We start from the raw sequence: 13007 nt of genomic DNA on the forward strand, positions 1-13007 counted from the left end.
GAAAGACACGTCCGGCGCACCTCGGGACATACTCGGGGGGTGACCGACAACGCCCCCGCCGCTCCCGGGACGCCGCCGTACGACGCCGTCGTGCTGGCCGGCGGCGCCGCCCGGCGGCTCGGCGGGGCCGACAAGCCCGGTCTGCGGGTCGGAGGCCGGGCGCTGCTCGACCGGGTGCTCGCGGCCTGCGCGGGCGCCGGGACGACCGTCGTGGTGGCCGACCGGCGGCCCACCGCGCGGCCGGTGCGCTGGGCGCGCGAGGAGCCGCCGGGCGCCGGACCGGTCGCGGCGCTGGAAGCCGGCCTGCGGCACACCACCGCCGAGCACGCGGTCGTCCTCTCGGCCGACCTGCCCTTCCTCCGGCCGGCGACGCTGCAACGCCTGTTGACCGCTCTCGGCGACACCGGCGCCGACGGCGCGCTGCTCACCGACGCCGACGGCCGCGACCAGCCGCTCGCGGCCGCCTACCGCACCACCGCGCTCCGCCGTGAACTGACCGCCCTCGCGGCCGGACCCGACGGCCTGACCGGACTGCCCCTGCGTCGGCTGACCGGCGCCCTCAGCCTCACCCGCGTCCCGGACCCGCTCGCGTCCTTCGACTGCGACACCTGGGACGACCTCGTCAACGCCAGGGCACGCATCAGGGAGCATGGGCACGTGTTGGATGAATGGATCTCCGCAGTCAAGGACGAGCTGGGCATCGACCTGGACGTCGACACCGGCGTGCTGCTCGACCTGGCCCGTGACGCCGCGCACGGCGTGGCCCGGCCCGCCGCCCCGTTGACCACCTTCCTCGTCGGCTACGCCGCGGCCCAGGGCAAGGGCGGCCCCGACGCGGTCGCCGAGGCCGCCCGCAAGGCGGCCGCGCTCGCCCTGCGCTGGGAGGAAGAGAACAGCGGGGGCGGGAAAGAGAACAGCGGGGGCCCGAACGCCCCGGACGCCGGATGACCGCCCCCGGAACCCGGGCCGGAGCGCCCGCCGAGGACAGCGACGACCTCGACGTCGAGGAGGCCCTGGCCCTCGTGAGGGAAGCCAAGGACGACAGCGCGGGCCAGGTGCCCGCTCCGGCACCTGAAGCGCACGGCGAGCGGCACCGGGCCACCCCGTGGGCCCGGGCCCGCGAGATCGCCGCCCGTGCCGCCCGCGCCCGGACCCGCCGCGCCCCCGTCTCCATGCCGCTCGGCGACGCCCTCGGCCTGGTCCTGGCCGCCCCGCTCGACGCGCTCACCGACCTGCCCTCCTTCGACACCTCCGCGATGGACGGCTGGGCGGTCGCCGGGCCCGGACCGTGGGACGTACGGGACGAGGGCGTGCTCGCCGGGCACGCCCAGCCCGAGCCGCTCACCGACGGCGAGGCGGTCCGGATCGCCACCGGTGCCCGCATCCCGGCCGACACCACCGCCGTCCTGCGCAGCGAGCACGGCCGTACCGACGCGCAGGGGCGGCTCCACGCCACGCGCGAGATCGTGCACGGCCAGGACATCCGCCCGCGCGCCCAGGAGTGCCGCAGCGGCGACCAGTTGCTGCCGGTCGGCACCCGGGTCACCCCCGCCGTCCTGGGGCTCGCCGCGGCCGCCGGATACGACACCGTCACCGCCGTACCGCGCCCCCGTGCCGAAGTCCTCGTGCTCGGCGACGAACTGCTGACTGAAGGACTGCCGCGCGACGGGCTGATCCGGGACGCGCTGGGCCCCATGCTGCCGCCATGGCTGCGCGCGCTCGGTGCCGAGGTCGTCGCGGTGCGCCGGATCGGCGACGACGCCAAGGCCCTGCACGGGGCCGTCACCGGATCCACGGCCGACCTCATCGTCACCACAGGCGGCACCGCGGGCGGACCCGTCGACCACGTCCACCCCATCCTGGAACGCATCGGCGCCGAACTCCTCGTCGACGGTGTCAAGGTGCGCCCCGGCCATCCGATGCTGCTCGCCCGCACCAAGGACACCCAGCACCTCGTCGGCCTGCCCGGCAACCCCCTCGCGGCCGTCTCCGGCCTGCTCACGCTCGCCGAGCCCCTGCTGCGCACGCTGGCTGCCCACCCGGCCCCCGAGCGGTACTCGCTGCCGCTCGGCGAGGCGGTCCAGGGGCATCCGTACGACACCCGGCTGATCCCCGTGGTGCTGCGCGGCGACCGTGCCGTACCGCTGCACTACAACGGTCCTGCCATGCTCCGCGGCATCGCCGCCGCCGATGCGCTGGCCGTCGTACCGCCCGGCGGAGCACGCCAGGGTGAGGAGACGGAAATCCTGGATCTGCCGTGGGCGAGCGCGGGAATCGAGGTGTGTTTCACGTGAAACGTCCAGGCCATGGCGCCATCACCCGTCAGGCGGGTCCGGGGTCCGGGCCACCTCGGGCTCCCGGCTCCCGGCCCGCGACTGACGCGAGGTCTCGGACGTCTCCGAGCGAGCGGGTCTGCCCCGGAGACCTCATCCCCGAGGAGTAGCGTCACGGGCATGCATGCGATCACGATTCCCGAACCTGGTGGTCCCGAGGCGCTGGTGTGGGCGGAGGTCCCCGATCCGGTGCCCGGCGAGGGCGAGGTGCTGGTCGAGGTGGTGGCCAGCGCCGTCAACCGAGCCGACATCCTGCAGCGGCAGGGCTTCTACAACCCGCCGCCCGGTGCCTCCCCCTACCCCGGCCTGGAGTGCTCCGGCAGGATCGCCGCGCTCGGATCCGGAGTGTCCGGCTGGGCCGTCGGCGACGAGGTGTGCGCGCTGCTGTCGGGCGGCGGATACGCCGAGAAGGTCGTCGTACCGGCCGGGCAGTTGCTGCCCGTCCCCGAGGGGGTCGACCTCAAGCGGGCGGCCGCTCTGCCCGAGGTCGTCTGCACGGTCTGGTCCAACGTGTTCATGGTCGCCCATCTGCGGCCCGGTGAGACGCTGCTCGTGCATGGCGGGTCCAGCGGTATCGGCACCATGGCGATCCAGCTCGCCAAGGCCGTCGGGGCCAAGGTCGCGGTGACGGCCGGTACGAAGGAGAAGCTGGAGCGGTGTGCCGAGCTGGGCGCGGACATTCTCATCAACTACCGCGAGCAGGACTTCGTCGCCGAGATCGAGCAGGCCACCGGGGGTGCGGGGGCCGACGTCATCCTCGACAACATGGGCGCGAAGTATCTGGACCGCAATGTCCAGGCGCTTGCCGTCAGTGGGCGGCTCGCGATCATCGGCATGCAGGGCGGGGTGAAGGGGGAGCTGAACATCGGCACACTGCTGAGCAAGCGGGCCGCGATCAGTGCGACCTCCCTGCGGGCGCGTCCGCTGAGCGAGAAGGCGGCGATCGTGGCCGCTGTGCGGGAGCATGTGTGGCCGTTGCTGGCCGGGGGGCATGTGCGGCCGGTGGTGGATCGGGAGGTGCCGATGGCGGAGGCGGCCGAGGCGCATCGAGTGGTGGAGGCCAGCGGGCATGTGGGAAAGGTGCTGCTGGTGACGGCGTAACGCCGGGGAGGTCATGACGCCGGCGGGCTGCAGCGCTGGGTGTCGGTTCGGCGATGCGGTCGGCTGCGGCCGGGCCGGTCAGTCTCTGCGGAGTCGAAGGCCCAGAAGGGCCAGGGCCAGGCCCAGGCCTATGAGCACCAGGCCGGTGCCCAGCGGCAGTATCTGGAGGACCGGCCCCGAGGTGTTCTCGTGCTGGGGGGCGGCGTTCCGGGGCGGGGGGTGGTCGAGGCCCGCCTCGTCGGGGACCGTAGAGGCCGTCGGCGTCGCGGTCGGGAGCTGCGCGGTCTCCGGATCCTCCGCCCGGCCGGTGCCCGGAGCCTGGGTGGGGACCGGGTCGTCGTCGCCCTCCACCTCTGCCGCGGGGCCGTCCGGCCGACCCGGCCGCATCCGCCCCTCCCCGGCCCGGCTGCCCGCACGGGTCGGCTCGACGACCGTCGGACGGTACGAGGCGGAGGCGGAGTCGGAGGGTATGGGGGGTACAGCGGATATGGGGGAGACGGGCGAGGGCCGGGCAGCCGGGGAACCACTCTGACCGTAACCGTGACCGGGAATCCGGCCGTTGTCGGGGCCGGTGGAGTCCTGGGGCTCTGGGGTGACACGGTCCATGGGTTCACGCCCGCCGTGCGCCGAGTGTCCGGGGCGGCCCGCGTGTCCGGGGCGGCCCGCGTGTGCAGGGTGGTCCGCGTCGTAGGGAGTCGGCTGGTCCGGGGGCCCTGGGGTGGTGGAGCTTCTCGGGGCGGGGCCGGTGGTGTACGCCGTCGTGGCATGCTCGGTGAGCGTGTCGTACGCGGGCAGGGCCACCGCGAGGACGAGAAGCAGCCGTATGCAGCGGCGTGTGGTGCGCAGCCATGGAGTCACGTCGGTGACCTCCCGGAGCCCGGATGTCCTGATCGATGGTTGACCGACGGAGATAAGCCTCACATTCAAGGGCAATCAGGGCATTTCATGATGGGCCGTCGGGTCTAAACGGTGGATCAGCCCCAAGAGGGGGCACCACGGTGATGAGGTATACGGGTGCGAGAGAATGGCGGCATGGAGATGCCGAGGAACGAACGGTCGCCGGAAAACCCTCAGATCCTCGTCGTAGGCCAGGACGGAATGGCGCTCGGCGGCGGCAACGGGGACATCGAGTCCCGCGAGACCCCGGTGACGGAGCAGGTGGAACAGCCGGCCAAGGTCATGCGGATCGGCAGCATGATCAAGCAGCTCCTGGAGGAGGTGCGCGCGGCTCCTCTGGACGAGGCGAGCCGGGTGCGGCTGAAGGAGATCCACGCCAGCTCGGTGAAGGAGCTGGAGGACGGCCTCGCGCCGGAGCTGGTCGAGGAACTCGAGCGGCTCTCCCTGCCGTTCACCGACGACGCCACCCCGAGCGACGCGGAACTGCGCATCGCACAGGCGCAGTTGGTGGGCTGGCTGGAAGGCCTCTTCCACGGGATCCAGACGACGCTGTTCGCCCAGCAGATGGCCGCGCGGGCCCAGTTGGAGCAGATGCGCCGCGCGCTTCCGCCCGGGGTGACGGGACACGAGGGCGGCGACGACCCGCGCGCGGGCGGCCGGGCCGGCGGCCCGTACCTGTAACGACCCAGGCGGTACGGAACGATCCAGGCCGCACGTAACGACCCAGTCTGTACCTGAAACGACCGGGGCCCGGCACGGAAAGTGCCGGGCCCGACCCTTGTGCGAGAAGCCTGTCAGCAGTCCGGGTTGAGCGGACCCGCGGAACTCGCGGCGTTCTCAGCTGGGATTGCCCGTCCTCAGCTGGGATTGCCCGTCGAGACGCCCAGCTCGATGGTGCCCGGGTTCTTCGGGTCGATGTCCGTGCCCGCGGCGGGGAACTGGTCCAGCACGGTGCCGTCGCCCCAGGTGTTGTCGGCCTCGGGCTTGACCTTGTACTGCCATTTCGCGGCCTGGAAGCACGCCTTCACCGAGTTGATGTCCTTGTACCGGAAGTCGGGCAGCTGCACCTTGTTCGTGTCGTCATAGGACTCCGTCGGGTCCGTGCACTTGGTCTTGTCGATCACCCGGGTCCGGTCCGGCCCGCGGTAGCCCGCCTGGTGGGAGGCGGACGCCGAGGCGCTCGCACCGCCGCTCCCGCCCTTGTCGTCACCGCCGCTGTTGTTCAGCGTCAGCGCGATGATCAGGGCGACGACTGCGACGAGCGACACCGCGACCGAGCCGATGATCACCGGCTTGTTGCTCTTGCCGCCGCCGGGGCCCGGAGCGGACGGCTGCGCGGCCGTCTGCGGCGAGACGGCGTACGGCGGCGGGGTCGGCGCGGCCTGCGGGCCGTACCCCATCGAAGGCGGCGTCTGGTAGCCGCCCGGCTGTCCTTGCTGCGGATAGCCGTAGGCCGGGGCCGGCGTCTGCGGAGCGCCGTACGGGCCCGGCTGGTACGGCGTCTGGACCGGGCCGGGGGCCGGCTGGGCGGTCCGGTCGACCGGCGGGAACACCGCGGAGCCGACGCCCGCGCCGCTCTGCGTCGGCCCGGCGCCCGGCACGATGCTCGGCGCGGCCGCCTGGAAGGACGCGGCGACGCGCAGGCACTCGTCGCGCATGGCCTCGGCGGTCGGGAAACGCTCGTTCGGGTTCTTCTTCAGCGCGCGGGCGATCAGCGCGTCCACCGCGGGCGGCAGCGAACGATTGATCGAGGAGGGCGCGACCGGCTCCTCCTGCACATGCGCGTACGCGATCGCGAGCGGAGAGTCCGCGTCGAACGGCAGCCGCCCGGTGACCAGCTGGAACAGCATGATGCCGACCGAGTACAGGTCGGAACGGGCGTCCACGCCACGGCCGAGGGCCTGCTCGGGCGACAAGTACTGCGGGGTGCCGACGACCATGCCGGTCTGCGTCATCGACGTCACACCGGACTGCATGGCGCGGGCGATGCCGAAGTCCATGACCTTGACCACGCCGCGCTTGGTCACCATCACATTGCCCGGCTTGATGTCGCGGTGGACCAGCCCCATCTCATGGCTGATCTCCAGCGCGGCCAGCACGTCCGCGGTGACCTTCAGCGCCTTGTCGGCGGGCATCGCGCCGTACTGCCGGATGTCCTGCTCCAGGACCGAGCCCAGCGGGCGGCCCTCGACGTACTCCATGACGATGTACGGAGTCGTCATACCGCCGAGATCGTCCTCGCCGGTGTCGAAGACCGACACGATGTTGGTGTGCGTGAGCTTCGCCACGGCCTGGGCCTCGCGGCGAAAGCGCTCGCGGAAAGCCTGCTCCCGGCCGAGTTCCGTGTGGAGGGTCTTGATCGCGACCTGGCGGTCGAGCACGGCGTCGTACGCCAGGTGCACCGAGGCCATGCCGCCCTCGCCGAGCAGGTCCCGCAGCTGGTAGCGGCCGGCGGCCAGGGACTGCCCCGTGTACCGGCCGTGTGCGCCGTCCTGGCTCATCTCTCCGTGTCCCCCACTGGCCGTCCGGCGCCTTCGCTCATCGCACGGGCCTTGATCGAATGTGTCATTCCCGGCCAAGTCTGCCCCAGGGCACTGACACGTCAAGCTCGGTGCCCGTTCCGTGACCGTACGCGAAAGAAGCGTCGCGCAAGCGTTACAGGGGGCCTACCACCGGGACACAGAATTTGCACGACAGCGCGTGCTACAGGTTTCATGGCCGGTCAGGCTCCGGCCCGGTCCCCTTCCGGTTCCGAACCGGTGGCCCACGCCGAGGCTGTAGCGTGGCCGACGGAGACCGTGACAACACCGCGCGCACCGCGGGCAGAAACGACGGCGAGGACTGATGGCACAGACGCAGCGCGCCCAGGGCCCGTCCGACCCCGAGGCGAGTGGCGGCGGCATGTCGGACGCGCCGGAGACATGGGGCAACGGCGGGCTCGTCGGCGACGGCCGGTACCGGCTGACGCACCGGCTGGGCCGGGGCGGCATGGCCGAGGTGTTCGCGGCGGAGGACGTCCGTCTCGGCCGTACCGTCGCGGTGAAGCTGCTCCGCGCGGACCTGGCCGAGGACCCGGTCTCCAAGGCCCGCTTCACGCGTGAGGCACAGTCCGTCGCCGGTCTCAACCACCACGCGATCGTCGCCGTGTACGACTCCGGCGAGGACTTCGTCGGCGGCCAGTCCGTGCCCTACATCGTGATGGAGCTGGTCGAGGGCCGCACCATCCGCGATCTGCTGCTGAACGCCGAGGCGCCGGGACCCGAGCAGGCCTTGATCATCGTCTCCGGGGTGCTGGACGCGCTCGCCTACTCGCATCAGCACGGCATCGTGCACCGCGACATCAAGCCCGCCAACGTGATCATCACGAACAGCGGTGCCGTCAAGGTGATGGACTTCGGCATCGCGCGCGCCCTGCACGGCGCTTCGACAACGATGACACAGACCGGCATGGTCATGGGCACGCCGCAGTACCTCTCCCCGGAGCAGGCGCTCGGCAAGGCCGTGGACCACCGCTCCGACCTGTACGCGACCGGCTGCCTGCTGTACGAACTGCTCGCGCTGCGGCCGCCGTTCACCGGTGAGACCCCGCTGTCGGTGGTCTACCAGCACGTCCAGGACATCCCGACCCCGCCCTCGGAGGTCTCCGACGGCTGCCCGCCGGAGCTGGACGGCCTGGTCATGCGCTCGCTCGCCAAGGAGCCGGACGACCGGTTCCAGACGGCCGAGGAGATGCGCGGCCTGGTCCAGTACGGCCTGCAGATGCTGTACGACCAGGGCGGGCACACCGGCACCTGGAACACCGGCCCGGTGGCGGCGCACGACGGCCGGCACACCCCGGCGGGCGGCTTCACCGGGACGACCGCGATGCAGCACCCGGGCGACTTCGGCGCCGGGACGGCGCAGATCCCCCAGCCGATCCTGCCGCAGGGCTACGGAGGCGGCGACGACGGCGGCTTCGAGGGGCACGGCAACAAGGGCAGCGGCCGCGGCAAGCTGTGGATCCTGGCCGTCCTCGCGGTCATCGCGATCGCGGCGGGCGTCGCGCTGGCGGTCAAGGGTGCGGGCACGGGCACCGGAACGGGCGGCGACACCAAGCCGCCGGCGACGCACTCGAAGTCCACGCAGGACCAGTCGGACACCCCGACCCCGTCGGACGACACCACCGACCAGCCCTCGGACACCACCACCGACAACGGCTCGGACTCGGGTTCGGGCGGCTCCGGCTACACCCCGTCGGACCCGCAGACGTCTCAGTCGCAGACCACGGACCCGACCGACCAGCCCACGGACCCGCAGACCTCCCCGTCGCCGTCCTCGGACACCTCGAACGGCGGCACCGACAGCGGTACGACGGGCGGCGGCACGGACGGCAGTACGACGGGCGGCGGCACGGACGGCAGTACGACGAACGGCGGCACGGACAGCGGCACCACCAACGGCGGCGCCGACACGGGCGCCACGACGGACGGTGGCACGGGCCTTCCCACCGGTTGAAGGACGCCGACCCCGCCTGCGACGGCCTCGCCCTGAGCGGTTCTCCGGGTGGTTCCGCCGGCGGGGCCGTCACTCGGTGAACGCGTCGCACACCGCGTCGTACTCGCGTGTCCACCACACCACGAGCGCCGATGCGGCCGGGAACTGGCAGTCCGCGCGCGTGTCACCGCGTTCGTAGTGCCAGCGCAGCATCCAGAAGTCGTTCAGCCGCTCCCACCACACCCGGTGCACGGCCGCGGCCAGCTCGGCGGGCCTGGCGCCGGCCGCGCGCCGGTACGCGCGCGCGTACGCGCGTACCTTCGGCAGGTCGAGGGCGCCCGCGGGGCGTACGAAGAAGATCGCCGCGGCGCGTACGGCCTCCTCGGCGCGGGGCTGTACACCGAGCCGGTCCCAGTCGACGATGGCCGCCGGGGTGTCGTCCTTGTAGAGCAGGTTGAACGGGTGGAAGTCGCCGTGCACCCAGCCCACCGGGCCGCCGCGCGGCGGGCGGCGGTCCGTGTGCTGCTCCAGGAGGGCCCGGCGTTCCAGCAGCCGGTGCCGGGCCAGCTCGTCGAAGGCGTCGGCGGGGCGGTGCCGGTGCACATGGGCGAGCAGGTCGTCGATGAGGGCGAAGGTGTCGGCGGGGTCGGCGCTCTCCACGGGGTGGGGGCTCGTGGCCGGGCGCGTGCGCCCCTTGGGTGGCATGACGCGCTCCAGACAGGCGTGCACGGCGCCCAGGAGCGCCCCGAGGCGTGCGCTCTCCCCGCGCGTGAGCTGTCCGCCGTGGCGGTGCCTGCCGTCGATCCAGGGGTGCAGGGCGTAGGCGTGACCGCCGACGACGGCGACCGTACGGCCCTCGCGGTGCGCGAGCGGCACGGCGACGGGGACGCCGAGGTCGGCCAGGCGCTGGGTGGCGCGGTGCCGGCGCTCGATGGCGGCCGGGTCGGCGGTGTCGGGATCGAAATGGTGCTTGAGGAAGTAACGGCCGCGGGTGGTGCGCAGCCGGTAGCCGCGGTTCAGCAGACCCTGGTCGACCGGCTCGCAGGCGAGGGCGCTACCGGCGGCGTACAGGCGCAGCAGGGCGCCCAGAGGGGGCGCGTGGGACACAAGGGGTGGTACACATGAGCGCGGCACGCCGCAGATGTTAGGGCACGAAAAGCGGACGTGAGCTGGGGCTTGTCACAGGCAGTCGTCGACGGTCGCTTTCGGTCACGTGATGGACCGGGATGCACGTACGGGCTGATCCGGCGGAGGTCCGAGGCCGCAGCCAAGTCGCGTTGAGCACTTGGCTGTTGATGGCCTGCCTGTCAGGATGATCGCGCTCTGATCATGATGCCGTCTCCGGGGGAGCGACAGCCGCCATGAGCGCGATCGACGCCTATGACCGGCCGCCGTACCGCGTCCCGGTGACGCCCGCGCGGCTGAGCGGTCCGGGCGCCTGGGCCCTGGACGTGCTGCTGCCGTGGCGGCTGGCCCGGCGGATCTACGGGCCGTTCCGCATGTTCCGGTTCAGCGCGGGCGACGCCCTCGGCATCGCCGGTCCGGGCGCGGGCGCCCTCGGCCCGTACGGGCGCCCAGTGGTGTCCACGCTGGCCGAGCAGGCCGCCGATCCCCTCATCGAACGGCTCCTGCTGCCCCGGACCCTTCTCTGCCTCGGCGTGCTCGCGTTCGTCGTCGGCCTGTTCACCGGGCAAGGCCTGCTCGAGCCCGTCGAGCAGGGCTTCACCGACGCGCTGCTGATGCTCGGCACGGGCCCGGTGGCGCTGCTCCTGGCCTGCGCTCTGCTCGTCGCCCTGGCTCGTCCCGGCACGCGCGCGTGCGTGCTGCGACTGTGTCTCCGCCCGTTGCTGACCGCGCTGGTCACGGCCGCTTTCTGCGGTCTCTTCCTGTACTGGATGAGCCGCCACTACGACTATCTGCCGAACGGTGCGACCTGGGTGATCCTGGGGGTGTTCGCCGGGCCCTGGCTGCTGGTCTTCTTCGGTTCCGTGCTCTTCCTGATCCACCGCAACAGCTTCGGGACCGGCGGCCATCCCCTGGTCCGGCCGCTGGCCGGCGTCCCTCTGGTCTGGCTGACGGCGATCGCGCACTTCGTCCTGGTCGACGCGGTCCAGGCGTACCCGGGCTCCCGCCCGCTGCCCGCCTACTGGGTGGCGCTGTTCGCCGGTCCGGTGGGGGTGACGATCACCGCCGGGGCCGAGATCTGGCTGCTGCGCCGACGCCACGGGGTCGGCTTCCGCGGCCCCCTGCCCGGCTGGCGTCCGGAGCTCCGGGTCACCCGGGTACCCGACGGCCTGGTCGCACGCCTCGGCGCCGACGTGGCGGCGGGCGCCGCCTTCCGCTGGCCGCACTGGACCGACCGCAACGGCGTCGTGTGGGCGCAGACTCCGGCCGTCCACGCGCGCGAGCCGGTCATGTGGCCGTACGCGCACGCCTTCACCGAGCAGGTCAGGCCCATGCCGCGCTCGGAGGTGGAACGGACCGCCGGGCCGCTGCGGCCGCTGAGAACCTGCCGCGAACCCACCGCGAACTCTTGATCCTTTTACCGGCTTCCGGATTACTCGACACGTAGTTCTTCGTGATCTCCTCGGCGAGGTGCAGCCGACCACCTCGGGAGTAAAAACCTGATTTTTCCGCCTTCGCGGGCGGAGTCACTCTTACACGCAAACTCTTCCCGTGACCTGGGTCAGCGATATAACGTGCGGTTGCTCCGGCCTTTCGCAAGGCTGTGACCAGCACGCTTCCACACCTCCTGGATTTACTTGGAAATCCAAGCAAAAACGCAGGTCAGGTGGGGTTTCACAGAAATGTGGAGCACTGGGTAACGTGATGGTTGCAGGGCGCTCGCCGGGGCACCTGTCACGCCTGTTCCCGGCCGAGTGGCACCCACCCCGTGCCCGGTGGTCGAAACAGGTGAGCCGCACTGGCCTACCGGCAACCCCGGGGGCCGGAACGACGGAGGAGCACACGTGACCGTGGACAGCAGTGCCGCGCGCAAGCCGCGACGCAGCGCCGCAGGCAAGGCCGGCACCACCGGCAGCAAGACCGGCACGACCGGTACCAAGTCCGGAGCCACCGGCACCAAGCGCACCACGCGGGTCGCAGCGAAGAGCACCGAACCGGAGCTCGTACAGCTGCTGACGCCCGAGGGCAAGCGGGTCAAGAACGCCGAGTACGACGCCTACGTCGCCGGCATCACCCCAGAAGACCTGCGCGGCCTGTACCGCGACATGGTGCTCACCCGCCGCTTCGACGCCGAGGCCACCGCGCTGCAGCGTCAGGGCGAGCTGGGCCTGTGGGCCTCGCTGCTGGGCCAGGAGGCCGCCCAGATCGGCTCCGGCCGGGCGCTGCGCGACGACGACTACGTCTTCCCGACCTACCGCGAGCACGGCGTCGCCTGGTGCCGCGGGGTCGACCCGACCAACCTGCTCGGCATGTTCCGCGGTGTGAACAACGGCGGCTGGGACCCCAACAGCAACAACTTCCACCTGTACACGATCGTCATCGGCTCCCAGACGCTGCACGCCACCGGCTACGCGATGGGCATCGCCAAGGACGGCGCCGACAGCGCGGTCATCGCCTACTTCGGCGACGGCGCGAGCAGCCAGGGCGACGTGGCCGAATCGTTCACCTTCTCCGCGGTCTACAACGCGCCCGTCGTGTTCTTCTGCCAGAACAACCAGTGGGCGATCTCCGAGCCGACCGAGAAGCAGAGCCGCGTGCCGCTCTACCAGCGCGCGCAGGGCTTCGGCTTCCCGGGCGTGCGCGTGGACGGCAACGACGTGCTGGCCTGCCTCGCGGTCACCAAGTGGGCGCTGGAGCGAGCCCGCAGCGGCGAGGGCCCCACCCTGGTCGAGGCGTACACCTACCGCATGGGCGCCCACACCACCTCCGACGACCCCACCCGCTACCGCGGCGACGAGGAGCGGCTGGCCTGGGAGGCGAAGGACCCGATCCTGCGCCTTCGCCGGTACCTGGAGGCCTCAAACCACGCGGACGAGGGATTCTTCGCGGAACTCGAGGCCGAGTCCGAAGCGTTGGGCAAACGAGTGCGCGAAGCGGTGCGTGCCATGCCCGACCCGGACCACTTCGCCATCTTCGAGAACGTGTACGCGGACGGGCACGCGCTCGTCGACGAGGAACGAGCGCAGTTCGCCGCCTACCAGGCGTCGTTCGCTGACGCAGCTGAAGGGGGTCGCTGAG

Annotated in this window: 10 protein-coding genes; 7 read left to right on the forward strand and 3 right to left on the reverse strand. The window is 72.0% G+C overall.

What is annotated here, in order from left to right; translation table 11 throughout:
- Window positions 1-39: 39 nt before the first annotated feature.
- The 3 genes from ACZ418_RS16400 (at window position 40) to ACZ418_RS16410 (ending at window position 3434) form a co-directional block, all read left to right on the forward strand.
- Entirely contained in the window at window positions 40-948 is a 909-nt protein-coding gene (locus tag ACZ418_RS16400) for an NTP transferase domain-containing protein (RefSeq protein WP_468362803.1), read from the forward strand.
- On the forward strand, window positions 945-2294 hold the full coding sequence (locus tag ACZ418_RS16405) for a molybdopterin molybdotransferase MoeA (protein WP_468362805.1): 1350 nt from the start codon (window positions 945-947) through the stop codon (window positions 2292-2294). Before ACZ418_RS16400 ends, ACZ418_RS16405 begins: the two co-directional genes overlap by 4 nt.
- 159 nt (window positions 2295-2453) lie before the next feature.
- Entirely contained in the window at window positions 2454-3434 is a 981-nt protein-coding gene (locus tag ACZ418_RS16410; RefSeq protein WP_468362807.1) for an NAD(P)H-quinone oxidoreductase, read from the forward strand.
- A gap of 78 nt (window positions 3435-3512) precedes the next feature.
- Here ACZ418_RS16410 and ACZ418_RS16415 read toward each other — a convergent pair whose 3' ends face one another.
- Window positions 3513-4292, reverse strand: coding sequence for a hypothetical protein (locus ACZ418_RS16415; protein ID WP_468362809.1), 780 nt, complete (start codon window positions 4290-4292; stop codon window positions 3513-3515).
- 174 nt (window positions 4293-4466) lie between these two features.
- Here ACZ418_RS16415 and ACZ418_RS16420 point away from each other — a divergent pair, with 174 nt between their 5' ends.
- Window positions 4467-5012, forward strand: a complete 546-nt coding sequence (locus tag ACZ418_RS16420; RefSeq protein ID WP_468362811.1) for a bacterial proteasome activator family protein — start codon at window positions 4467-4469, stop codon at window positions 5010-5012.
- A 176-nt stretch (window positions 5013-5188) separates the two neighbouring features.
- Here ACZ418_RS16420 and ACZ418_RS16425 read toward each other — a convergent pair whose 3' ends face one another.
- Window positions 5189-6832 (reverse strand): Stk1 family PASTA domain-containing Ser/Thr kinase, encoded by a 1644-nt coding sequence (locus tag ACZ418_RS16425; protein ID WP_468362813.1) that lies wholly within the window; start codon window positions 6830-6832, stop codon window positions 5189-5191.
- A gap of 343 nt (window positions 6833-7175) precedes the next feature.
- Here ACZ418_RS16425 and ACZ418_RS16430 point away from each other — a divergent pair, with 343 nt between their 5' ends.
- Window positions 7176-8825: a protein kinase domain-containing protein gene (locus ACZ418_RS16430; RefSeq protein ID WP_468362815.1), complete on the forward strand. Its 1650-nt coding sequence runs from the start codon at window positions 7176-7178 to the stop codon at window positions 8823-8825.
- A gap of 69 nt (window positions 8826-8894) precedes the next feature.
- Here the strand turns inward: ACZ418_RS16430 and ACZ418_RS16435 are convergent, their stop codons facing one another.
- A complete protein-coding gene (locus ACZ418_RS16435; RefSeq protein ID WP_468362817.1) occupies window positions 8895-9911 on the reverse strand; it encodes a phosphotransferase in 1017 nt (338 codons plus the stop codon).
- A gap of 254 nt (window positions 9912-10165) precedes the next feature.
- On the opposite strand from ACZ418_RS16435, the gene ACZ418_RS16440 reads away from it, so the two are divergent.
- Complete coding sequence (locus ACZ418_RS16440) at window positions 10166-11341, forward strand: hypothetical protein (protein ID WP_468362819.1); 1176 nt, start codon at window positions 10166-10168, stop codon at window positions 11339-11341.
- Between the two features lie 432 nt (window positions 11342-11773).
- The gene (pdhA, locus tag ACZ418_RS16445) at window positions 11774-13006 is read left to right on the forward strand and encodes a pyruvate dehydrogenase (acetyl-transferring) E1 component subunit alpha (RefSeq protein WP_468362821.1); all 1233 of its coding nucleotides are present in this window, start codon (window positions 11774-11776) and stop codon (window positions 13004-13006) included.
- The last annotated feature ends 1 nt before the right edge of the window (window position 13007 follow it).

It is taken from the genome of Streptomyces sp. NPDC030820, assembly GCF_055572075.1.

Excerpts from the sequence above, each read along its gene's own strand:
- ACZ418_RS16425 (WP_468362813.1), bottom strand. The coding sequence starts at position 6,832 with ATGAGCCAGGACGGCGCACACGGCCGGTACACGGGGCAGTCCCTGGCC.
- ACZ418_RS16405 (WP_468362805.1), top strand. The coding sequence starts at position 945 with ATGACCGCCCCCGGAACCCGGGCCGGAGCGCCCGCCGAGGACAGCGAC.
- ACZ418_RS16430 (WP_468362815.1), top strand. The coding sequence starts at position 7,176 with ATGGCACAGACGCAGCGCGCCCAGGGCCCGTCCGACCCCGAGGCGAGT.
- ACZ418_RS16440 (WP_468362819.1), top strand. The coding sequence starts at position 10,166 with ATGAGCGCGATCGACGCCTATGACCGGCCGCCGTACCGCGTCCCGGTG.
- ACZ418_RS16410 (WP_468362807.1), top strand. The coding sequence starts at position 2,454 with ATGCATGCGATCACGATTCCCGAACCTGGTGGTCCCGAGGCGCTGGTG.
- ACZ418_RS16420 (WP_468362811.1), top strand. The coding sequence starts at position 4,467 with ATGGAGATGCCGAGGAACGAACGGTCGCCGGAAAACCCTCAGATCCTC.